Source organism: Variovorax sp., from assembly GCF_965279555.1.
Lineage (GTDB): Bacteria > Pseudomonadota > Gammaproteobacteria > Burkholderiales > Burkholderiaceae_C > Variovorax.
In genome coordinates, this window is sequence record NZ_OZ257247.1 from 4813403 (window position 1) to 4835662 (window position 22260).

20 protein-coding genes are annotated in these 22260 nt (G+C 68.2%); 10 read left to right on the forward strand and 10 right to left on the reverse strand.

What is annotated here, in order from left to right; all coding sequences use genetic code 11:
• The first annotated feature begins 33 nt into the window (after positions 1 to 33).
• Complete coding sequence (gene fahA / locus ACQY8B_RS22515; protein ID WP_422088740.1) at positions 34 to 1299, forward strand: fumarylacetoacetase; 1266 nt, start codon at positions 34 to 36, stop codon at positions 1297 to 1299.
• A gap of 4 nt (positions 1300 to 1303) precedes the next feature.
• Here the strand turns inward: fahA and mrdA are convergent, their stop codons facing one another.
• From mrdA to ACQY8B_RS22535, 4 genes are all read right to left on the reverse strand, one after another.
• Positions 1304 to 3277: a penicillin-binding protein 2 gene (gene mrdA, locus ACQY8B_RS22520; protein ID WP_422088741.1), complete on the reverse strand. Its 1974-nt coding sequence runs from the start codon at positions 3275 to 3277 to the stop codon at positions 1304 to 1306.
• Positions 3278 to 3453: 176 nt separating this feature from the next.
• Complete coding sequence (mreD, locus tag ACQY8B_RS22525; RefSeq protein WP_422088742.1) at positions 3454 to 3975, reverse strand: rod shape-determining protein MreD; 522 nt, start codon at positions 3973 to 3975, stop codon at positions 3454 to 3456.
• Positions 3972 to 4931, reverse strand: a complete 960-nt coding sequence (mreC, locus tag ACQY8B_RS22530; RefSeq protein WP_422088743.1) for a rod shape-determining protein MreC — start codon at positions 4929 to 4931, stop codon at positions 3972 to 3974. Before mreC ends, mreD begins: the two co-directional genes overlap by 4 nt.
• A gap of 86 nt (positions 4932 to 5017) precedes the next feature.
• Positions 5018 to 6061, reverse strand: a complete 1044-nt coding sequence (locus ACQY8B_RS22535) for a rod shape-determining protein (RefSeq protein ID WP_007833435.1) — start codon at positions 6059 to 6061, stop codon at positions 5018 to 5020.
• A gap of 215 nt (positions 6062 to 6276) precedes the next feature.
• Between ACQY8B_RS22535 and gatC the strand changes: the two genes are divergently transcribed.
• From gatC to gatB, 3 genes are read left to right on the forward strand one after another with little or no spacing between them, the layout of a single operon-like run.
• The gene (gene gatC / locus ACQY8B_RS22540) at positions 6277 to 6576 is read left to right on the forward strand and encodes an Asp-tRNA(Asn)/Glu-tRNA(Gln) amidotransferase subunit GatC (RefSeq protein WP_081266987.1); all 300 of its coding nucleotides are present in this window, start codon (positions 6277 to 6279) and stop codon (positions 6574 to 6576) included.
• Positions 6576 to 8090, forward strand: coding sequence for an Asp-tRNA(Asn)/Glu-tRNA(Gln) amidotransferase subunit GatA (gatA, locus tag ACQY8B_RS22545; protein WP_422088744.1), 1515 nt, complete (start codon positions 6576 to 6578; stop codon positions 8088 to 8090). The genes gatC and gatA overlap by 1 nt, the downstream gene beginning before the upstream one ends.
• A gap of 1 nt (position 8091) precedes the next feature.
• On the forward strand, positions 8092 to 9582 hold the full coding sequence (gatB, locus tag ACQY8B_RS22550) for an Asp-tRNA(Asn)/Glu-tRNA(Gln) amidotransferase subunit GatB (protein WP_422088745.1): 1491 nt from the start codon (positions 8092 to 8094) through the stop codon (positions 9580 to 9582).
• Positions 9583 to 9621: 39 nt separating this feature from the next.
• Here gatB and ACQY8B_RS22555 read toward each other — a convergent pair whose 3' ends face one another.
• Both ACQY8B_RS22555 and pyrE read right to left on the reverse strand, forming a co-directional pair.
• Complete coding sequence (locus ACQY8B_RS22555) at positions 9622 to 10311, reverse strand: DUF4124 domain-containing protein (protein WP_422088746.1); 690 nt, start codon at positions 10309 to 10311, stop codon at positions 9622 to 9624.
• A 12-nt stretch (positions 10312 to 10323) separates the two neighbouring features.
• Positions 10324 to 11007 (reverse strand): orotate phosphoribosyltransferase, encoded by a 684-nt coding sequence (gene pyrE, locus ACQY8B_RS22560; RefSeq protein ID WP_081266990.1) that lies wholly within the window; start codon positions 11005 to 11007, stop codon positions 10324 to 10326.
• A gap of 12 nt (positions 11008 to 11019) precedes the next feature.
• On the opposite strand from pyrE, the gene ACQY8B_RS22565 reads away from it, so the two are divergent.
• From ACQY8B_RS22565 to ACQY8B_RS22580, 4 genes are read left to right on the forward strand one after another with little or no spacing between them, the layout of a single operon-like run.
• Positions 11020 to 11823 carry an exodeoxyribonuclease III gene (locus ACQY8B_RS22565; RefSeq protein ID WP_422088747.1) on the forward strand — a complete coding sequence of 268 codons (804 nt, stop codon included), beginning with the start codon at positions 11020 to 11022 and terminating at the stop codon, positions 11821 to 11823.
• Between the two features lie 22 nt (positions 11824 to 11845).
• On the forward strand, positions 11846 to 13057 hold the full coding sequence (locus ACQY8B_RS22570; protein WP_422088748.1) for a hypothetical protein: 1212 nt from the start codon (positions 11846 to 11848) through the stop codon (positions 13055 to 13057).
• A complete protein-coding gene (locus tag ACQY8B_RS22575; RefSeq protein WP_422088749.1) occupies positions 13051 to 13833 on the forward strand; it encodes a DUF1266 domain-containing protein in 783 nt (260 codons plus the stop codon). The genes ACQY8B_RS22570 and ACQY8B_RS22575 overlap by 7 nt, the downstream gene beginning before the upstream one ends.
• Positions 13834 to 13867: 34 nt before the next feature.
• On the forward strand, positions 13868 to 15832 hold the full coding sequence (locus tag ACQY8B_RS22580; protein ID WP_422088750.1) for a DUF4034 domain-containing protein: 1965 nt from the start codon (positions 13868 to 13870) through the stop codon (positions 15830 to 15832).
• A 7-nt stretch (positions 15833 to 15839) separates the two neighbouring features.
• Here the strand turns inward: ACQY8B_RS22580 and ACQY8B_RS22585 are convergent, their stop codons facing one another.
• On the reverse strand, positions 15840 to 16748 hold the full coding sequence (locus tag ACQY8B_RS22585) for a LysR family transcriptional regulator (RefSeq protein ID WP_422088751.1): 909 nt from the start codon (positions 16746 to 16748) through the stop codon (positions 15840 to 15842).
• A gap of 98 nt (positions 16749 to 16846) precedes the next feature.
• Between ACQY8B_RS22585 and ACQY8B_RS22590 the strand changes: the two genes are divergently transcribed.
• On the forward strand, positions 16847 to 18085 hold the full coding sequence (locus ACQY8B_RS22590; RefSeq protein WP_422088752.1) for a flavin-dependent oxidoreductase: 1239 nt from the start codon (positions 16847 to 16849) through the stop codon (positions 18083 to 18085).
• Between the two features lie 32 nt (positions 18086 to 18117).
• Positions 18118 to 19083: a tripartite tricarboxylate transporter substrate binding protein gene (locus ACQY8B_RS22595; RefSeq protein ID WP_422088753.1), complete on the forward strand. Its 966-nt coding sequence runs from the start codon at positions 18118 to 18120 to the stop codon at positions 19081 to 19083.
• A gap of 16 nt (positions 19084 to 19099) precedes the next feature.
• On the opposite strand, the gene ACQY8B_RS22600 is transcribed toward ACQY8B_RS22595, so the two are convergent.
• Genes ACQY8B_RS22600 through ACQY8B_RS22610 form a run of 3 tightly spaced genes read right to left on the reverse strand, consistent with a single transcriptional unit; the run spans position 19100 to position 22141 of the window.
• Positions 19100 to 19834: a GntR family transcriptional regulator gene (locus ACQY8B_RS22600; protein WP_422088754.1), complete on the reverse strand. Its 735-nt coding sequence runs from the start codon at positions 19832 to 19834 to the stop codon at positions 19100 to 19102.
• Between the two features lie 29 nt (positions 19835 to 19863).
• Positions 19864 to 20535, reverse strand: coding sequence for a cysteine hydrolase family protein (locus tag ACQY8B_RS22605; RefSeq protein ID WP_422088755.1), 672 nt, complete (start codon positions 20533 to 20535; stop codon positions 19864 to 19866).
• A gap of 19 nt (positions 20536 to 20554) precedes the next feature.
• Entirely contained in the window at positions 20555 to 22141 is a 1587-nt protein-coding gene (locus ACQY8B_RS22610; RefSeq protein ID WP_422088756.1) for an ABC transporter ATP-binding protein, read from the reverse strand.
• Positions 22142 to 22260 lie beyond the last annotated feature (119 nt).

Here is a 22260-nt window from a genome sequence, read left to right on the forward strand (position 1 = left end):
AGGCTGCATAGAACATTTGCTTGAAAGACACACATGACCGCACTGAACGCCACCCATGACCCGAAGCTGCGCAGCTGGGTCGCCTCGGCCAACGAGGCCGGCAACGACTTCCCGATCCAGAACCTGCCCTTCGGCCGCTTCCGCGCCGCGGGCAGCAGCGAGGCCTTCCGCATCGGCGTCGCCATCGGCGACCAGGTGCTGGACCTGCGCGCCACCGGCCTCGTCGACACCGACGACATGAACGTGCTGATGAACGCCAGCGTGAAGGACCGCCAGGCCCTGCGCGCCGCCATCTCGGCCGGCCTGGCCGAAGGCAGCGACAGGCAGGCCGCATGGTCGAAGGCGCTGCTGGCGCAGGCCAAGGCCGAGATGACGGTGCCCTGCCGCATCGGCGACTACACCGACTTCTACACCGGCATCCACCACGCGACCACCATCGGCAAGCTGTTCCGCCCCGACCAGCCGCTGATGCCCAACTACAAGTGGGTGCCCATCGGCTATCACGGCCGCGCCTCGTCGATCGGCATCAGCGGCCAGAGCTTCAAGCGCCCGCAGGGCCAGACCAAGGCGCCGGACGCGGAAACGCCCAGCTTCGGCCCTTGCAAGCGGCTCGACTACGAACTGGAGCTGGGCTTCCTGGTCGGCCAGGGCAACGCGCAGGGCGAGCCCATTGCCATCGGCGAGGCGGAAGACCACCTGTTCGGCGTGACGCTGCTCAACGACTGGTCGGCGCGCGACATTCAGGCCTGGGAATACCAGCCGCTCGGCCCCTTCCTGTCGAAGAATTTCGCGAGCACGCTGTCGCCGTGGATCGTGACGGCCGAGGCGCTGGCGCCGTTCCGCGCGAAGTTCGAGCGGCCTGCCGGCGACCCGCAGCCGCTGCCCTACCTCGACTCGCCCGCCAACCGCGAAAGCGGCGCACTCGACATCACGCTCGAAGTGCTGCTGCAGACCGCGAAGATGCGCGCGGCCGGCGAGGCGCCCGTGCGTCTCACGCGCAGCAACACCACCCAAGCCGCCTACTGGACCGCCGCTCAGCTCATCGCGCACCACACGGTGAACGGCTGCAACCTGCAGCCGGGCGACCTGCTGGGTTCGGGCACGCTGTCGGGCCCCGGGCCCGGCGAGGCGGGCTCGCTGATCGAGCTGACGCTGGGAGGCAAGCAGCCGATCACGCTGGCGAACGGCGAGAAGCGCACGTTCCTGGAAGACGGCGACACGCTGGTGATCCGCGGCTACTGCGAGCGCGCCGGAGCCGTACGCATCGGCCTGGGCGAAGTCAGCGGCACGGTGGTTTGATGTCTCAGGGCGCGGTGGCGGGCGTTGTCGTTGCCGCCGCCGGCCACGCCACTTCGCTCGCCACGCGGGGCTTGCCGATCGGCGCGGTCGCCTTGCCGATCTTCAGGGCCGCCATGTCGGCCTCGCTCGGGTACTGGTCGGCGAGCCAGTAGTCGAACACCCGGCGCGCGATGGGCGCCGCGGCGCCCGCGCCCCAGCCCGCGTTCTCGACGATCACGGCAATGGCGATCTTCGGGTCGTTCACCGGCGCGAAGCCCATGAACAGCGCGTGGTCCCGCTGGTGCTCTTCGAGCGCGCGGGCGTTGTACTTGGTGTTCTGGGCCTGCGTCACGGCCTGCGCCGTGCCGGTCTTGCCGGCCGCCTGGTAGAGCGCGCCCGCGAACACGCCGCGCGCCGTGCCGCTGGTGACCACGCTGGTCAGGCCCTCGCGGATCACCGAAATGGCCGACGCCGTGTAGCCGAGGTTTTCCGCCGGCGGCTGCGGCATCGGCACCACCTGCCCGCTCACCGTGTTGCGCGTGGCCAGCACGAGGTGCGGCTTGTGCTTGAGGCCGCCGTCCGCCACGATGGCCGTGGCCTGCGCCAGCTGCAGCATCGTGAAGCTGTTGTAGCCCTGCCCGATGCCCAGCGAGATGGTCTCGCCCGCGTACCACTTCTTGGCCTCGGGGCGCTTGTAGGCGTTGCGCTTCCACTCGGTGCTCGGCAGCACGCCGCGCACTTCGCCGCCCAGGTCGATGCCGGTGATCTGGCCGAAGCCCAGCGGCTTCATGGAGTCGTGGATCAGGTCCACGCCCATCTCGTTGGCGAGCGAATAGAAATAGATGTTGCTCGACAGCTGGATCGCGCGGCGCATGTCGACGCCGCCCAGGTTGCCTTCGGGGCTGCCGAAGCGGTGGCCGCCGAAGTTGAAGTAGCCGGGGTCGTTCACCACCACGCTGGGGCCGCGCTTGCCGGTCTGCAGCGCCGCCAGCGCCATGAAGGGCTTGTAAGTGGAGCCGGGCGGATAGGTGCCGCGCAGGGCACGGTTCAGCAGCGGCTTGTCGATCGATTCGGTCAGCGCGGCCCAGCTCTCGTTGTCGATGCCCTCGACGAACAGGTTGGGGTCGAATGTGGGCTTGCTCACGAAGGCCAGCACCTCGCCGGTCTTGGGGTCGATGGCCACCACCGCGCCGCGGCGGTCGCCGTACATGTCCTCGATCAGCTTCTGCAGCTTGATGTCGAGCGACAGCATCACGGTGTTGCCCGGCGTGGCCGGATGGCTGGCCAGGCGGCGCACGGCGCGCCCGCCGGCGGAGGTTTCCATCTGCTCGACGCCGGTCTGGCCGTGCAGCGTCTTTTCGTAGCTCTGCTCGATGCCGAGCTTGCCGATGTAGTCGGTGCCCTTGTAGTTGGCCTGCTCTTCCTCGTCCCAGTCTTCCATCGCGGTCTTCTCGCGCTGGTTGATGCGGCCGATGTAGCCGAGCACGTGCGAGGCCAGCTCGCCCTGCGGATAGTTGCGGAACAGCCGCGCCTTGATTTCCACGCCCGGGAAGCGGTAGCGCTGGGCCGCGAAGCGCGCGACTTCCTCGTCGCTCAGGCGGGTGCGGATGGGGATGGAGTCGAAGCTGCGCGAGTCTTCGCGCAGGCGCTTGAAGCGGCGGCGGTCGCGCGGCGACACTTCGAGCACCTGGGTCAGGCTGTCGATGGTTTCCTCGACGTCGTTGACCTTGGAGGGCGTGATCTCCAGCGTGTAGGCCGAATAGTTGGACGCCAGCACGATGCCGTTGCGGTCGAGGATCAAGCCCCGGTTCGGCACCACAGGCACCACCGCCGTGCGGTTGCTCTCGGCCTGCTCGGCCAGGTCTTCATGCCGCGTGACCTGCAGGTACACCAGCCGCGCGCACAGCAGGCTAAACGCGAACAACACCGCCAGCCCGATGACGATCACACGGCGCTTGAAGCGCGCGAGGTCGGCGGCGACGTTGCGGATTTCGGTCATGGCGGTGGGAGCTTAGGCGCGCGCAGGTGCGATGGCAAATAGGAGCCGAATGCCGCACGAAAGCAGGACGGATTGACTGGGGAACACCGCGGAACGGGCTTTGCCCGGCCGCCGGTGTTGCCCCCGGCGAGGGGGTTGGCGAAGCGACACGAAGTGCGCGGAGCCTGGGGGCGAACTCATAGCGGGCGGTTCTCGTCCGGTTCCGGGGTGCGGCGCTGCGGGGCGAGTAACAGTGCGGTGACCAAGGGCCAGAGCGCTGCCTCGACGGCTGGCGAAATCAGCACCGTCCAGCCCGGGAACACCCCGCCGCCGATCATCCGCGTGACGACCTCGATCAGCTGCGACAGCGCAAAGAGCGGCAGCACCTGCAGCGCCTGCGAGAACACCGGATACCAGAGCAGGCGCCGGTGGATAGTGATCGCGAAGAAGCCCAGCGTGGTGTAGGACAGCGCATGCTGGCCCAGCATCGACGACTGGTGCACGTCCATGCACAGGCCGAAGACGAAGGCCGCGCCTATGCCCACGCGCATGGGCTGGTGCACGCCCCAGAACACGATCACCAGTGCCAGCAGGTCGGGCATCCAGACGGCCCGGCCGATCGGCACCATGTTGACGAGCAGCGCCACCACGAGGCTGGTCCACATGAAGAAGGGGCTGACGGGCAGCAGGAGCTGCTGCTGGCCGGGACGCTTGATCATCGACGTTCTCCCGGCTTCTTTTCGTTCTTGCCCGCGCCGGGCTTGCCTTCCGGCCGCTTGCGCTGGGTGGTGGCGGGCGGCGCGGGCGGCGGCGCGGTGGGTGCGCCGGTGGGCTCGAGCACCAGCACGTAGCGCGCGGCCGTCACATGGGCCAGCGGCACGCAGTAGATGCGGGCGAAGGCCGAATCGGCGCGGCGCTCGATGCGCTCGATCTTCGCGACCGGCAGGCCGGTGGGATAGATGCCGTCGACGCCGCTGGTGGAGAGCAGGTCGCCCTCCTGCAGGTCGGCATTGGCGGCCATGAAACGCAGCTCCAGGCCGCCGCCATGGGCCGAGGCGTCGCCGAAAGCCACGCTGCGCACGCCGGTGCGGGTGTTCTGCACGGGAATGGCCAGGTCGCGGTCGATCACCAGCGTGACCTCGCTCGTGAAGGGCAGCACCTGCGTGACCTGGCCAAGCACGCCGCGCGCGTCGATCACCGGCGAGCCGGCCACCACGCCCTGGGTCATGCCCTGGTCGATCACGATCTTGCGGGTGTAGGGGTCGGCCGCGTCGTACAGCACCTCGGCCGCGCGGCCCGGGGTGGTCGTGGCCTGGCGCAGTTCGAGCAATTCGCGCAGGCGGGCGTTGTCCTGGGCCAGCGTGTCGGCCTGGGCGGCGCGCTCGGCCTGCATCATGAGCGCCTTGCGGGCGTCGGCCTCGTTGCGCTGGGCGGTCTGCAGGTCTTCGAGGTAGCGGCTGCCGCCCAGCAGGGCCTGCACCGGCTTCAGCGCCACCCATTGCACCGGGTACAGCACCGCGCCGATGCCAGCGCGGATGGGCTGCACGATGTGGAAGCGCGCGTCGGCCACCATGAGGAACAGGGACAGCGCGCTGAAGAGGATCAGCTTGCTGAGTGCCGACTGCCCCTGGTTGAACAGGGGTGGCGCTGTGCGATCGAGCGTGCCCAGAGGCATGAATTCAGACCCGGCGGTGGTGCGGAATCAAATAACAAAAAGCCGGCCTGCGCAAGCAGAGGCCGGCCGATGATGCAGCTGCCTGCTTACTCGCTCGTGAAAATGCTGCCCAGGCGGTCCATGCGCTCGAGGGCGATGCCGCAGCCGCGCACCACGCAGGTCAGCGGGTCTTCGGCCACCAGCACCGGCAGGCCGGTTTCCTCGGCCAGCAGGCGGTCGAGGTCGCGCAGCAGCGCGCCGCCGCCGGTCAGCATCATGCCGCGCTCGGCGATGTCGGCACCCAGTTCGGGCGGCGTCTGTTCCAGCGCGTTCTTCACGGCCGAGACGATGTTGTTGAGCGGATCGGTCAGGGCTTCCAGCACTTCGTTGCTGCTGATGGTGAAGCTGCGCGGCACGCCTTCGGAGAGGTTGCGGCCCTTGACTTCCATTTCCTTGACTTCGGAGCCCGGGAAGGCCGAGCCGATGTTCTTCTTGATGACTTCGGCCGTCGGCTCGCCGATCAGCATGCCGTAGTTGCGGCGGATGTAGTTGATGATGGCTTCGTCGAAGCGGTCGCCGCCCACGCGGACCGAGCCCTTGTAGACCATGCCGCCCAGCGAGATGACGCCCACTTCTGTGGTGCCGCCGCCGATGTCCACCACCATCGAGCCCGAGGCTTCGCTGACGGGGAGGCCGGCGCCGATGGCCGCGGCCATGGGTTCTTCGATGAGGTAGACGGAGGTGGCGCCAGCGGCCTCGGCCGCGTCCTTGATGGCGCGGCGCTCGACCTGGGTGGAGCCGCAGGGCACGCAGATGATGATGCGCGGGCTCGGCGTGAGCAGCGTGCGCGGGTGCACCATCTTGATGAACTGCTTGATCATCTGCTCGGTGATCACGAAGTCGGCAATGACGCCGTCCTTCATCGGGCGGATCGCCTCGATGTTGCCGGGCACCTTGCCCAGCATGGCCTTGGCCTCGCGGCCGACGGCCTGGATCACCTTCTTGCCGTGCGGGCCGCCTTCATGGCGGATCGCCACGACGGACGGCTCGTCCAGCACGATGCCCTTGTTGCGGGCGAAGATCAGGGTGTTGGCGGTGCCGAGGTCGATCGCAAGGTCGGTGGAAAAGTACCGACGGAAAGCTCCAAACATGTGCGGAATCCTCTGAGCACGGCCTGCGCATCGGCAGGTCGTCGCTCTATTTTTTGGGTCGTTTGACGGGGTGAATTGATCGTTTTTGGCGCAAAAGCCGGCGCGTTCGCGGGGGTTGCGGCAAAGGCGGGATAATAACCGAATCCCCTCTGATTCCCGTATTAGCACCGGCTTCGCGGTGCGATTCCCCCTGCTTTTTTTAGCGTTTCGACCCTATGGCACTTTCTGCTTCCGATATTGCGCGCATCGCCTCGCTGGCGAGGCTGCAGCTTGCTCCCGACGAAAGCGAGCGCATGCTCAGCCAGCTCAACGGCTTTTTCGACGTAGTCGAACGCATGCGTTCGGTGGACACCTCCGGCGTCGAGCCGCTGGCCCACCCCGTGGCGGCCATCGAAGACATCACGCTGCGTCTTCGTGACGACGTGGCGAGCGAGCCCAACAATCGCGAAGCCAACCAGAAGAGCGCCCCGGCCGTCGAAGCCGGTCTTTTCCTCGTGCCCAAGGTGATCGAATAATGAGCAGCAACACCGAACTGCACCAGATGGGCGTGGTCGCGCTGGCCCAGGCGCTGGCCGACCGCAAGGTTTCGGCCGTCGAGGCCTCCCAGGCATTCCTCGGCCGCATGAAGGCCCATGAATCGCTCGGCACCTTCGTCGACGTCAACGAAGAGGTCACGCTGGCCCAGGCCCGCGCCGCCGACGCGCTCATCGCCGCCGGCAACGCCCCGGCGCTGGCCGGCGTGCCCATTGCGCACAAGGACATCTTCGTCACCACCGATTTCGCCACCACCGCCGGCTCGAAGATGCTCGCGGGCTACCGCTCGCCCTTCGACGCGACCGTGGTCAAGCGCCTGGCCGAGGCCGGCGCGGTCACGCTAGGCAAGCTGAGCTGCGACGAATTCGCGATGGGCTCGGCCAACGAGAACATTGCCGTGCCCGCCGTGGGCCACGACAAGGCCGTGCCCGTGCAGAACCCCTGGAACCGCGAGCGCATTCCGGGCGGCTCCTCGGGCGCCAGCGCGGCTGCGGTCGCGGCGCGCCTGGCCCCCGCGGCCACCGGCACCGACACCGGCGGCTCGATCCGCCAGCCAGCGTCGTTCTGCGGCGTGACCGGCATCAAGCCCACCTACGGCCGCGCTTCGCGCTACGGCATGGTGGCCTTTGCATCGAGCCTGGACCAGGCCGGCCCGATGGCCCGCTCGGCCGAAGACTGCGCGCTGCTGCTGTCGGCCTTCTGCGGCCCCGATCTCGACCGCGACTCCACCTCGCTCGACAAGCCTGCCGAGAACTTCGGCCGCTCGCTGAATGACTCCCTCGAAGGCCTGCGCATCGGCGTGCCGAAGGAGTTCTTCGGCGAAGGCGTGGCACCCGGCGTGCGCGCGGCCATCGATGCCGCGCTCGCTCAGTACGAGAAGCTCGGCGCCAGGCGCGTCGAGGTGACGCTGCCGCGCACCGAGCTGTCGATCCCCGTGTACTACATCATTGCCGCGGCCGAGGCCTCGAGCAACCTGAGCCGCTTCGACGGCGTGAAGTTCGGCCATCGCGCCAAGGACTTCATCGACCCCGCGAGCAAGAAGAGCGCGCTCACGCAGATGTACGAACGCACGCGCGCCGAAGGCTTCGGCGACGAAGTGAAGCGCCGCATCATGATCGGCACCTACGTGCTCTCGCACGGCTACTACGACGCCTACTACCTGCAGGCGCAGAAGGTGCGCCGCATGATCGCCGACGACTTCCAGCAGGCCTTCAAGCAGTGCGACGTGATCGTCGGCCCCGCCGCGCCCACCACCGCATGGAAGCTCGGCGAACACGGCGGCGACCCCGTGGCCGACTACCTTGCCGACATCTTCACGCTGCCCGCATCGCTGGCCGGCCTGCCCGGCATGAGCGTGCCCGCGGGCTTCGACGGCGGCATGCCCGTGGGCCTGCAGCTGATCGGCAACTACTTCGCCGAAGCGAAGCTGCTCAACGCAGCGCACCGCTTCCAGCAGGCCACCGACTGGCATGCACGCACGCCGGAGGGTTTTTGAGATGAGCGAGACCGTGAACACATTCGAAGCACAACAACAGGGCCGCCCGACCGGCCCGCTGGTGCGCGGCTATGAAGTCATCATCGGCTTCGAGACGCACGCCCAGCTGTCGACCGCGAGCAAGATCTTCAGCCGCGCCTCCACCGCTTTCGGCGCAGAGCCCAACACGCAGGCCTGCGCTGTCGACCTCGCGCTGCCCGGCACGCTGCCCGTGATGAACAAGGGCGCGGTCGAACGCGCCATCAAGCTCGGCCTGGCGCTGGGCTCGCACATCGCGCCGCGCAGCGTGTTCGCGCGCAAGAACTACTTCTACCCCGACCTGCCCAAGGGCTATCAGATCAGCCAGTTCGAGATCCCCGTGGTGCAGGGCGGCTCGGTGTCGTTCTTCGTGGGCGAAGAGCAGAAGACGGTGCGCCTGGTGCGCGCCCACCTCGAGGAAGACGCGGGCAAGTCGCTGCACGAGGACTTCATCGGCCAGAGCGGCATCGACCTGAACCGCGCCGGCACGCCGCTGCTGGAGATCGTGACCGAGCCCGACATGCGCTCCACCGCCGAGGCCGTGGCCTATGCGAAGGAACTGCACAAGATCGTCACCTGGATCGGCATCTGCGACGGCAACATGCAGGAAGGCAGCTTCCGCTGCGACGCCAACGTGTCGGTGCGCCGCCCCGGCGACAAGCTCGGCACGCGCCGCGAGATCAAGAACCTGAACAGCTTCAAGTTCATGCAGCAGGCGATCGACTACGAGATCCGCTGGCAGATCGAGGAGATCGAGGACGGCCGCGCGATCGAACAGGCCACCGTGCTGTTCGACCCCGACACCGGCGAGACGCGCGCGATGCGCGCCAAGGAAGACTCGGCCGACTACCGCTACTTTCCCGATCCGGACCTGCCGCCATTGGTGATTGCCGCCGACTGGATCGAGCGCGTGAAGACCACCATGCCCGAGCTGCCGCGCGCGATGGCCGAGCGCTATGTGCGCGACCACGGCCTGTCGGAATACGACGCCGCCCAGCTCACGCAGAGCGCCGCGCTCGCCGGCTACTTCGACGAAGCCGTGAACGCAGGCGCGACGCCCAAGCTCGCGAGCAACTGGATCACCGGCGAAATGGCGCGCCGCCTGAACGCCGCGGAAATCGGCATCGAGGCCGCGCCGGTGAAGGCGCAGCAACTGGCCCAGCTGGTGAAGCGCATCGCCGACGGCACGCTGCCCAACAACGCCGCGCGCCAGGTGTTCGAAGCGCTATGGACCGGTGAAGGCAGCGATGTCGACGCCATCATCGAAGCCAAGGACCTGAAGCCGATGGCCGACACCGGCGCGCTCGACAAGATCCTCGACGAGGTGATCGCGAAGAACGCCAAGAACGTCGAGGAGTACCGCGGCGGCAAGGAGAAGGCGCTCAACGCCCTCGTGGGCCAGGTCATGAAGGCCAGCGGCGGCAAGGCGAACCCGGCACAAGTCACCGAGCTGCTGAAGGCCAAGCTGGCCTGATCGAATGAAGCCGGGGCCTTGCGCAAGGCCCCGGTTGCTTCAGCGGTTGGTGCCGCCGTTCTGGGGCGACCAGAGCAACTTGAGGCGCACGCGCTCTTCGTCGAAGCGCGCATTCACCCGCTTCTTCTCTTCTTCCTGCTCGCCGATGAAGCGGTTCTGCACCGCCACGCTCTGCGTGTTGTCATCGAGCCTGCGCCGCACCGAGCCGGGCGCCTTGCTCGGGTCCTGCTTGTAGAACTCCATCTCTTCGTCGATCTTCTTGCGCTCTTCGCCCAGCTCGGCAATGCGCTTGCGCGCCGCCTGCGTCACCGCGTCGATCTGCGAAAGCGCCTCGGCACGTTCGCGGTCGTGCGTGGCGGCGTTCGGGTAGCGCACCAGCAAGGCCCGCTCGCGCCGGCGCTCGTCTGTCAGGCGGGCGGCCTGGATGGCGGCTTCGCGGGCGCGGTCTTCGCGCTCCTGCAGTTCACGCGCCGTGTAGGTCGGCTCGACCTTGCGGCGCACGGAGCCGCTCGGGTTCAGCTCGCGCTGCTCGCGGTCGCTGCACTCGGCGATCGGACGGTCGGCCGTCAGCGTGCGGCCGCGGGCGTCGGTGCAGGTGAAGATGCCGGGGGCGGCGCCTTCCGGTTTCTGCGATTGCGCATGCAAGGCGCCGCAGAAGCCCGAAGCCGCCATGATCGATGCCGCCGCCAGCAGGCGAATCGGCTTGCCGTTGTCGCGTGCGTCGTGCATTGGCTGTGCGCCTCAGCTCGCGCCGTAGCGCGTGCGGTAGGCCAGCACGCGTTCGCGGTGCGTGCCCAGGTCGGCCGCCGCGCTGCCCGACAGATAGCTCAGCAGGTCGTCCAGCGTGGCGATGGCGATCACCGCCAGGCCGAGCTGGTTGCGCACGTACTGCACGGCGCTGTGGTCCACGTCGACGCCGTTCTCGGTCGCCTTCTCCTGGCGGTCGAGCGCGATGGCCACGGCATGCGGCGTGGCGCCGGCGGCCTGGATGGCGGCGATCGACTCGCGCACTGCCGTGCCGGCCGACATCACGTCGTCGACGATCAGCACGCGGCCCTTGAGCGGCGCGCCGACCAGGTTGCCGCCTTCGCCGTGCGCCTTGGCTTCCTTGCGGTTGTAGGCAAAGGGGTAGTTGCGGCCCCGGCGGGCCAGCTCGGCGGCCACCGTGGCGCCCAGCGGAATGCCCTTGTAGGCGGGGCCGAAGATCATGTCGAATTCGAGCCCGCTCTCGATCAATCGGTCTGCATAGAATCCCGCGAGACGGGCGATCTTGCCGCCGTCGTCGAAGAGCCCCGAATTGAAGAAATAAGGACTCATTCGGCCGGCTTTTGTCTTGAATTCGCCAAAACGCAGCACGCCGGCATCCAACGCGAACTGGACGAAGTCCTGTGCGACCGCGCTGCTTTTCTGACTATCTACAGCCATCGGAATTTCCTTGTGTTCAAACTGACCAGTCTCAATCTCAATGGCCTGCGTTCGGCCGCTACCAAAGGCGTGGCCGACTGGGTGGCCGAACTTGCGCCGGATTGTATTTGCATGCAGGAGATCCGCGTCCAGGCCAGCGACGTCGAAGGCCGCTTCGAAGAGATGGCGGGCCTGAAGGGCCACTTCCACTTCGCCGAGAAAAAAGGCTACGCCGGCACCGCCATCTACACCAAGCACGCTCCGAGCCAGGTCGTGGTGGGCTGGGGCGATGCCGAGTTCGACGCCGAGGGCCGCTATCTGGAACTGCGCTTCGACACGCCCGAGCACAAGTTCTCCGTCATCAGCTGCTACTTCCCGAGCGGCAGTTCCGGCGAGGAACGGCAGGAAGCCAAGTTCCGCTTCCTCAAGGGCTTCTTCCCTCACCTGGTGGCGCTCAAGAAGGAGCGCGAGTTCGTCCTGTGCGGCGACATCAACATCGCCCACCAGCAGATCGACCTGAAGAACTGGCGCGGCAACCAGAAGAACAGCGGCTTCCTGCCGGAGGAGCGCGCCTGGATGACCCGCCTGCTCGACACCGGCACCGAAGGCGCGGGCCTGGTCGACGTGTATCGCAAGCTCAAGCCCGACACCACCGACGAGGCCTACACCTGGTGGAGCAACCGCGGCCAGGCCTACGCCAACAACGTGGGATGGCGGCTGGACTACCACCTGGCCACGCCGGCCATCGGCGCGCTGGCGCGCACCGAGCAGATCTACAAGACCGTGAAGTTCTCGGACCACGCGCCGATCACGGTGGAATACGACTTCACGCTGTAAGCCATCATTCCATTCAGGCCTGATGCCGCTGCCACCGCCCACCGCCAGTTCCCCTTCCACGGCCGCCTACCTGCCGCGCGACGTGCTCAACGCGCCCGAGGTCAAGGCCGCGATCGCGCGCCGCAGCTCTGAGCGCGGCGACGACGCCGACATGGCGGCCTGGCTGCGCAACCACTTCTTCCGCTGGGCCATCGGCAGCTTCGAGCATGTGCTGCCGGTGCAATCGGTGGCCGACTACCAGGCCGCGGCCGGCTCCGGCAAGCCCGTGCCCGAATGGCTGGCGAGGCTGCTGCAGCCGCGCGCCGACGCGGCGGCCAGGATTTGCTGGTACCTCGACCCCGAGCACCTGCTGCTGATCGAGCGCGAGCGCGTGCTGGTCGAATTCCTGCGCTCGCGGCGCGGCACGCGGCTGGAGCAGAAGCTGCAGCGCATCAACTGCTTCATGGCGCTCGCGATGTGGGAGCAGGAACACCAACGCATGCAGGCCCGGCGCAGCAAGGGCTGGGTGCCCAGCAGCGGGCTCGCGCTGCGCGAGGTGCTGCGCACGCCCAACGGCGTGATCTTCGAGTTCGACGGCCAGCATGCGGCGCTGCGCGAGGAAATGGCCTACGAGTCGTACCACATGCAGCATTGCCTGGGCCAGTTCGCCAGCCTCAAGAAGCTCAGCGGCGGCTACGGCGAGCAGTACGCGCAGGCCACGCAAGACGGCCGGCTTCGCCTGTTCACGCTGCGCAGCGCCGGCAACCTGCCGCACGTGACCATCAGCCTCACGGTGCATGCGGACGGCCTGCGCGTGGACCAGATCAAGGGCAAGCAGAACCGCCACCCGATACGCAGGTACGCCGACGACGTGCTGCAGTTCCTGCGCACCGTGCCGCCGCGTGGCGAGCGCCATGCCGATTGCGAAGGCATGGGGCTGGTTTTCGAGCCCGAGGCCGCCGGAGCCGCCTGCGGCCAGTGGAAGTTCGTCACCGACGTGGCCGACGCCAATCACCTGCTCAGCGTGATGAGCGCCAACTTCCACCTGATCGAGCATTTCGAGCAGCCGCCGCCCGCGCTGCAATGGCTGCTGCTGCGCATAGCGCCGGGCGAACTGGCACGGCTGCGGCAGGTCGATCCCGCGGTGGCCGCGGCCGCGCGGCTCATGCGGGCGCACGCCGCGCCACCGGCCGATGCGGCATACGGCATCGAGGGCATTCCGCTCGACTTCGTACCGGAGAACGCCGCATGCTGAGCGCGCTGCTGTGGCTCGCGGGCCTGGTGGTGCTGTTCTTCGTGTACCGCGCCGTGGTCATCCTGCGCGGCGTGATGGGCGAGGGCAACGACGGAGAACATCGTGCGGACGCGGCAACGCCGGCAAGGGAAGACCCGGCCCTGCGCGCCGCCCGCGCCAAGGCGGAGAACGCCCCGCCCAATCGCCGCCGGTGGGCAATCGCGCTGGGCGACATCCTGCTGGTCCGCAACGGCCTGCCGTGCAACGGCGACACGCTCGCGCTCGACCTGCCCGCCGACAGGCGCGAGCGGCTCGCGCGCCAGGTGCTGCGCGAGATGAACCTCGCCGCCGACCTGCCCGACGCCGACATCTCCACCCGCATGCGCGCCGCGCTCACCGGCTGGGTGGGCGGGCTCGGCCGCTCGCACGACGGCTTCTACGAGCAGCTCGCGGCGCAGGGCCGCGTGCGCGATGCGCTGGCCTTCGACTGCGCGCGCACCGCCTTCCTGGTCCGCTGCATCGCCCTGCTCGGATGGGTGCCCGAAACACAAGCCTGGATGGTGCTGTTCCTCAATGCGCAGCGCGCACAGGACAGCTTCGAGAGCTGGGAAGACTTCGGCATGGCCTACGCGCGGGCACGCGAGCACTGGCTGCGCATCAGCACCCAGGACGGCCCCGCCTCGACGCGCGCCGCCATGGAAGTGCGCGAGCACCTGCGCAACGCCGACGGCAGCTGGCTCGCGCTGCCCTGGAAGCGCTACCGCATCTTCGACCCGCAACCGCTGCCGCCCGCCTGACACCGGCCCGGCGTTTTCACTCTTCCTTCCCGCCATGACCATGATCCCGCCCGCTCCCTCGCCCTGGCAAGTCTGCGACGCCGACACCTTGCTGCGTGCAGAGGACTACGCCACGCTCGACCGCCTGTTCGACGAGGCGCTTGCCGCGAGCTTCCACGACCGCGACGCCGAAGAGCGCTACTACGGCGCGCTGCCCGCCGACATGAAGCGCTGCACCGAGGCCGGCGCCGAGGGGCTGGCGCTGCTGCGCGCCTGGCAGGCCGCCAGTCCGCGCTCCGCGCACGCCTGGCTGTGCGAGGCGCACTACTGGTTCCACTGGGCCTACGAATACCGCGGCTCCGGCTGGGCGGACTCGGTGACCCAGCTGGGCTGGACCTGTGCCCACGCCTGCGCCACGCACACGGCCGCCTGCGCCATGCAGGCACTGGAACGCGAACCCACGTTGTGGAGCGCGACCGCGCTGCTGATGCAGAGCGTGTCTGCGTTCGAAGAGCCCGAATGGCTGTCGGAAATGGTACGCAGCGGCCGCGGTCCGGCCGACGCACCGACGCACGACCTGCCCACCGACGCGCGCGAAGAACTGCTGGCCATGTTCGCCCGCTCCGGCCTGCGCGTCGACGAACGCATCGCCTGTCCGCCGAACGCACCGTCCGCCCTGCCCTCGCCGATGCAGGGCAAGAAGCTGCTGGCCGGCAAGCAGTACTGGATGCACGCCACGATGCAATTGCATCCGCGTCTGTTCTTCTTCCTGCGCAACTGCGTCTGGTTCATGCAGCCGCGCTGGGGCGGCAGCCACGACCGGGTGCGCGCCTTCATCGCCTCGCCCGCCTGCGCGCACCTCGACGAGGTCGAGAAAGACCGCCTGCGCCACGAGATCTGGCGCGACGACTATCTGGAGAACAAGGTCGACGAAGACGACGACCCCGAAGACGTTCGCCGGTGGATCGCCGCCACCCGCCAGCGCGCCGACGAAGCGCTGTACGCCTATCACCGCTGGGAGACGCTGTACTGGATCTCCAGCGCCCACTACGGACGCGACGACCGGCCGCAGGCGCTCGCCTTCCTGAAGGAAGCCGAGACGCACTGGCCCATCGACGACAACGAGGCGATGGCCCGCGCGGTGCTGTTCGCCTGCCAGGTAGAGCCGCACGACCTGTCGTGGCTGGGTCAGGCCATCGTGCGAAGCGCCAATGCCCGCAAGTGCACGGCCGCGATGATCCTGCACGGCTACTGCAGCCTGAAGGGCGTGCTGGGCTTCGTGCCCAACGCGGCGGCCGGCGAGGCCTGGCTCGACGCCGCACGCCTTCATGATCCCGGCTCGCTCGCATGGAACAAGGTGGCCTACGCCTTGCGGCGGGGCGGGCGCGAGGCCGACGCCTTCGAGGTGGCCACCATGGGCCTGGCCGCGGGCGGCGATTCATGCGGCTACCTGCTCGGGCTGTTCCACGAAGAGGGCGTGCACGTGGCACCCGACCTGAAGAAGGCTATTCCGTATTACCGCGAGACCGCCGAGGCCGGCGGCAACATGGGCGCCTACCAGTTGGGCTACGCCTGCTACAACCTCGGCCGGGCCACCGAAGAGCCTGTAGAGCGGGCCCGCCTGCTGCGGGAGTCCGTGGAAGCGGCAGCCAAGGCGCACGAGATGGGCCACACCGAGGGCCTCGAAAGCATGCTGATGTTCATCGGCGATCTGGAAGACATTCCCACGCGCCACGACTACGTCGAACTGGTGCGCGAGCACGCGCAGCAAGGCAACGTGGTCGCAATGGCAACGATGTCGGCGCTGCTGGGCGACAGCAGCGACAAGAAGCTCCATGACTACCGCGAAAGCGTGCGGTGGATCATGGGCGCTCAGGCCGTGGACCCCGAGAGGGAGTACGTCAAGAACGTGACGAAGCAGACCCACCAGGACGGCTTCCTCGCGTCCACGCTCTACAAGCTCACGCGCCGCCAGATCAAGGCGCACGAGATTCCGGGCGCCGACAACGCGATGGTCTGAACGCCAGTCAGCGCGACAACTCGGGCAGCGCCTTCACCAGCGTGGCGACGAAGGCCTGCATGGCTTCGGTCTCGTGCGCGCCGCGCTTGGTGATGCGGTAGAAGTCGAGCCCCACCTTCGGCTTGGTCAGCACGTCGGTGCGCACCCGGTGGCGGCGGCAGGCCGCGAGCGCGAAAGTCGGCATCACGGCGGTGCCGAAGCCGGCCTCCACCATCGAGATCAGCGTGCCGAAGAAGTTGAACGCGGGCCGCTGCGCGTCGGCGCGTCCGATGGTGGCCAGGTGCTGGTCGATCACCTTCTGGATCGGGTTGCCGGGCGGCAGGCCGACCAGTTCCGCGCCGCGCAAGGACGACCACGGCGCGGTGCCGACGCCTGGCGCCGCATCGGCATCGTCATCGAGGCGGGCCACCCGCATCAGCTGGAAGCGGCCGACCGGCGTGCGCTCCAGCCCGGGCGCTGCCTTGAAGAAGAAGCCCAGGCCCATGTCGGCATCGCCGGCCGCGACCATCGCCTCCACGTCGCGCAGGTCGGCGTCGAACAGCCGCAGGCTGACCTGCGGATGCGCCGCGCGGAAGGTGGCGAACACCTGGGGCAGCAGGTGCGACGAAACCAGCGGCGTGGCCGCGATGCGCAGCGTGCGGCGCGCCGCGTCGCCCGCCGCGCCCAGTTCGGCGGCCACGTCGTCGAGATCGGTCATGAGCCGCTCGACCACCGGCAGCAGCCGCCGGCCTTCGGGCGTGAGGCTCACCACGCGCGTGGTGCGCTCGAACAGCCGGCAGCCGAGCTGCTTTTCCATCTCGCGGATCAGGATGCTGAGGCCGGCCTGGGTGATGTGCGCCTGCTCGGCCGCGCGGGTGAAGTTGCCGATGCGCGCCACGTGCAGGAACGCGCGCATCTGGCGGGTCGAGAGGTTCATAAGGATTCATGATAAATCCATATCACATCTAAATTTCCCAAATGGTTTGACTGCGTTCCTAATGCGCGCCGAGGCACAACGCAACACCACGAACGACCATGAGCAACGAAGTCATCATCCTGGGCGCCGGCATCGGCGGCCTGACCCTGGCGCTGAGCCTGCACCAGGCCGGCATCCCCTGCCGCGTGTACGAGGCCGTGCCCGAGCTGAAGCCGCTGGGCGTAGGCATCAACCTGCTGCCGCACGCGGTGCGCGAGCTCAGCGAGCTTGGCCTGCTGCCCGCGCTCGACAAGGTAGGCGTGCGTACCCAGGAGGCGGTGTTCTTCACCGAGCACGGCCAGCTGGTCTTTCGCGAGGCGGCGGGGCAGCACGCGGGCTACGACTGGCCCCAGTTCTCGATCCACCGCGGCGACCTGCAGACCGTGCTGCACGAAGAGACGCTCGCGCGCCTGGGGCCCGACAGCGTGGTATGCGGCCACCGCTGCACCGGCGTGACGCAGGACGCCGACGGCGTCACCGTGCACTTCGCCGATGCGCCTGCGGTGCGCGGCGCAGTGGCTGTCGGCTGCGACGGCATTCACTCGGCATTGCGCAAGCAGCTCTATCCGAACGAAGGCGCGCCGCGCTACTCGGGCATCAACATGTGGCGCGGCACCGCGCGCTGGAAGCCCTTTCTCTCGGGCGGCAGCATGGTGCGCGCGGGCTGGCTCGCGGTCGGCAAGATGGTGATCTATCCGATCCGCAACGACATCGACGCCGAAGGCCACCAGCTCGTGAACTGGGTCGCCGAGATCCACGCGCCGCAGCCCGCCATGCGCGACTGGAGCCGCGCCGGCCGGCTCGAAGACTTTTTGCCCGCGTTTGCCGACTGGCACTTCGACTGGCTCGACGTGCCGGCGCTGATCGTCGCGTCGGACACCATCCTCGAATATCCGATGGTCGACCAGGACCCGCTGCCGCGCTGGACCCACGGCCGGCTCACGCTGCTGGGCGACGCCGCGCACCCGATGGTGCCGCGCGGCTCCAACGGCGCCGGGCAGGCGATCATCGACGCGCGCTTCCTGGCAGGCGCGCTCAAGGACCAGGGCGTGGGCACGGCCGCGCTGGAAGACTACGACCGCGTGCGCGTAAAAGCCACCACCGAGGTGGTGCTGACCAACCGCAGCAACCCGCCCGACGCGATCCTGCGCGAGGTGTTCGAACGCTCGGGCGGCAAGCGCTTCCAGAAGATCGAGGACGTCGTGCCCGTCGCCGAGTTGCAGGCCATCTCGGACAACTACAAGCGCGTGGCCGGCTACGACCCGGCAACGCTGAAGGCGCGCGCGTCCTACCTTTGAGCATCACTGAAAAAGAACACGGAGACACAACCATGCATTCGATTGTCAAGAAGACCCTTGCCGCCCTGCTGTTGGCAGCCGGCGCCACCGCCGCCTGCGCCTGGCCCGACCAGCCGATCACGCTGGTGGTGCCCTACACCCCCGGCACCGGCATCGACTTGGTGGCACGCCAGCTATCGGCCCGCCTGCCCGCGAAGCTGGGCCAGCCGGTGATCGTCGAGAACGTGGCCGGCGCCAGCGGCAACATCGGCAGCGAGCGCGTGGCGCGCGCCAAGCCCGACGGCTACACGCTGATGGTGCAGGTCAACACGCTGGTCATGAACCGCAGCCTCTACCGCTCGCTGAGCTACGACCCGGTGGCCGACTTCGCGCCGGTGTCGCTCACCTCGTGGGGCACGCTGCTGCTGGTGACCAACCCGAACGTGCAGAAGGCGACGACCGTGTCGCAGATGGTGAGCGCGGCCAAGGCGGCGCCCGGCAAGCTGACGTATGCCACGCCGGGCGTGGGCACGCCGCACCACCTGTCGATGGCGCTGTTCATGCAGGGCACGGGCACCGAGATGCTGCACGTGCCGTACAAGGGCACGGCCGGCGCGGTGACCGACCTGCTGGGCGGGCGTATCGACTACATGTTCCTGCCGGTGCACGTGGCGCTGCAGCACATCCAGGTCGGCAAGCTCAAGGCAATTGCCACCGGCAGCGGCAAGCGCCTGCCGCAGCTGCCCGACGTGCCCACGCTGGCCGAGGCCGGCGTGACCGCCGACAACGTCGACATGTGGTACGGCGTGCTCGCGCCCAAGGGCACGCCGCCTGACGTGGTGGCGCGGCTCAACAAGGAAATTGCGGCAGTGCTCAAGCAGCCCGAGGTAGCGACGTCCTTCGAGTCGCAGGGCATGGTGCCGGCAAGCTCGACGCCGGCGGAGTTCGGCGCGTTGATGAGGAAAGACGCAGACCGCTGGGCCGCAGTGGTGAAGCGCGGCAACATCACTGCTGACTGAAGCAGCAGCAGCAGGCTCAGCGCGGCGCCGAGGCCTTCCCCGCGTGCCGCGCCAGGTGCACCTGGTGCAGCGTGATCTTGCGCACCTCGGCCTGGCTGGTCTCGATGTGCGCGCGCAGCAGCATCGCGGCCTGGTCGCCGCGATTGGCGCGCACGGCCTTCAAAATCTTCGCGTGCTCGTCGTAGGTGGCGTCGATGCGCGGCTGCTTGGTGAAGTCGAGCCGGCGGATGATGCGGATGCGGTCGGTCACGTCGCCGTGTACGCGTGCCATCTCGGCATTGCCGGCCGCGGCCACGAGCGAGCAATGGAAAGCCTCGTCCCACTGCGCGACCTGCGCCATGTCGGCGCTGCGCTGCGCCGCCGGCACGAGCCAGATGCCGGCCAGCGTTTCCAGCATGCCGCGGTCGATGTGGCGGTCGGTTTCGCACAGCCGGTGCACGGCGGTGGTCTCCAGCACCATGCGCAGGTCGTAGAGCTGCTCGAACTGGTCGAAGTCGAATGGCAGCACGCGCCAGCCGCTGCGAAACAGCACCTCGACGAATCCCTCCTGCTGCAGCCGGAACAGCGCCTGGCGGATCGGCGTGCGCGACACGCCCAGGCGCTCGCTGATCTCGTTCTCGGTGAAGCGGTCGCCGGGCACGAGGATGAAGTCGGCCACGTCGCGCTTGAGCTGCGCGTAGACCTCGTCGGCGCGCGTGCGGAAAACGGTGGGGTCGGCGGGAGCGGCGGAGCTGGGTCGATCGGTAGACACGGAGGGGATGTTAGTCGCAGGAGGGTGCGTCACGACGGGCTGCGCAGCACCGAGAGCAGCGCCGCGCTCGGCGCGGTCCAGCCGACGATGCCGCCCTGGGCGCGCACCATGTCGAGCGTGGCCGCCTTGAACGCCGGGAAATAGCTTTCGGTGCAATCTTCCAGCAGCAGGCTGTCGTAGCCGCGGTCGTTGGCTTCACGCATGCTGGTCTGCACGCAGACCTCGGTCGTGACGCCGCCGAACAGCAGGTGGGTGATGCCGCGCTGCCGCAGCAGTTCATGCAGGCCGGTGGCATAGAACGCGCCCTTGCCGGGCTTGTCGATGACGATCTCGCCTTCGATGGGGGCGAGTGCTTCGATGATCTGGTTGCCGGGCTCGCCGGCCACGAGGATGCGGCCCATGGGTCCTTCGTCGCCGATGCGCAGCGTGGGGTTGCCGCGGTTGCGCTTGGCTGGAGGACAGTCGCCGAGGTCCGCTGCGTGTGCTTCCCTTGTGTGCACCACGAGGCCACCGGCTTGCCTCCACGCTTGCAGTGCTTGTTTGGTTGCGGGGACGATGGCTTCAAGCAGCGAGACATCGTTTCCCAGCGTTTCGCCGAAGCCGCCGGGTTCGATGAAGTCGCGCTGCATGTCGATCAACACCAGCGCGGTGCGGGCCACTTCGAACTCGTAGGGGAAAGGGTTTGCCTGTTCTATGCGCATGTGCTTGCTCGCTGTTTCTTCATGCCGCTGCCTTCAACGGCTCGTGATGTCCGCCGCCCATGTGCGCCCCGATCACATGCCGTTCGGCTCCGGCAGCCGGAGTCTCGAACACGATCTGGCCCTCGCTCATCACGACGATGCGGTCCGCCAGTTCGAGCAGTTCGTCGAGGTCTTCGCTGATCAGCAGGACGGCACCGCCCTTCTCGCGCACCTGCACGATGCGTGAGTGGATTTCGGCGACGGCCGCGAAGTCGAGGCCGAACACCGGATTCGCGGCGATCAGCACGTTGATGTCGCCGGCCAGCTCCCGCGCCAGCACCGCGCGCTGTACGTTGCCGCCCGAGAGGCTGCGAATCGGCGCGCCCTCGCCCTGCGTCTTCACGCCGTACTCCGCAATCCATTCGCGTGCGCGGCTGCGCCAGTACGGAAAGCTCAGCACGCCGCCGCGCGACAAAGGCGGCTGGTCGAAGTCCCGCAGCGCCATGTTCTCGGCAACGCTGAGGTCGCCGACACAGGCGTTGCGCAGCGGCTCTTCGGGAAGGCTGCGGACCTTGAGCTTGCGGTTCTCGGCGCGGTGCGCACCGTAGGGCTGCCCCATCACCGTGACCTTGCCCGCAAGGCGCGGACGCTGGCCGACGAGTGCCTCTACAAGTTCGCGCTGCCCATTGCCGGAGACGCCGGCCACGCCGAGGATTTCTCCCGCGCGCACGGACAGGCTCAGGTCGTGCAGCGCCAGCGTGCCGCGATCGCCCTGTGCCTTGAGCCCTTCGACCTTCAATGCAACCGGCGCATTGGCAGGCACGGGTTTCCTGGCAAAAGGCGTCGATGCCGATGCCTGCTCGCCACCCATCATGGCCTGCGCCAGTTGCGCCGGGCTGGTATCGGCCACGCGGCAGTGATGCACCGCCTTGCCCCGCCGCAGCACCGTCACGCCGTCTGCATACGCCATCACCTCGCGGAACTTGTGCGTGATGATGAGCACCGTGCACAGCCCGCTGCGCGCGAACTCGCGTACATGGCCCAGCACTTCGTCGGCCTCCTGCGGCGTGAGCACCGAGGTCGGCTCGTCGAGGATCAGCAGGCGCGGCTTCAGGTACAGCTGCTTGAGCAGTTCGAGCTTCTGCTTCTCGCCGGCCGCAAGCTCGGAGGGGCGCACATCGAGGTCGAGGCTGAACGGCGTGGTCGCAAGAAATTCCTTCAGCTCCGCGCGCTTCGTCTTCCAGTCGATCAGCGCCGGCGTCTTGCCACCCGCGAGCAGCAGGTTTTCCGCCACCGTCATGCCCGGCGCCAACGTGAAGTGCTGGTACACCATGCCGATGCCCAGCGCGCGCGCCACGATGGGGTTGGCGATGTCCTGCTCGCGTCCGTCGATCAGGATGCTGCCCTCCTCCGCGCGCTGGAAGCCGGCCACGCACTTCACCAGGGTGCTCTTTCCCGCGCCGTTCTCGCCGAGCAGCGCATGCACGGTGCCGGGCTCGACGCGCATGGTCACGCGGTCCATGGCCGTGAAGGCGCCGAAGCGTTTGGTGAGCTCGTAGGTATCCAGCGCGAGCGCACCTTTGCCTGCGGGGAGGCCGCCGATGGCGTGTGGGGATGGGGCGCTCATGTGTTTTCTCCTTCGCGTCTGTGCGTGTTCGGGGTGCGTGCACAGGCCACCGGGTACTCCCCTCCGCGAATGCCCCCCGGGCTTCGCCCTCCTCCTTTATTTAGCTGCGGGGAGCACCC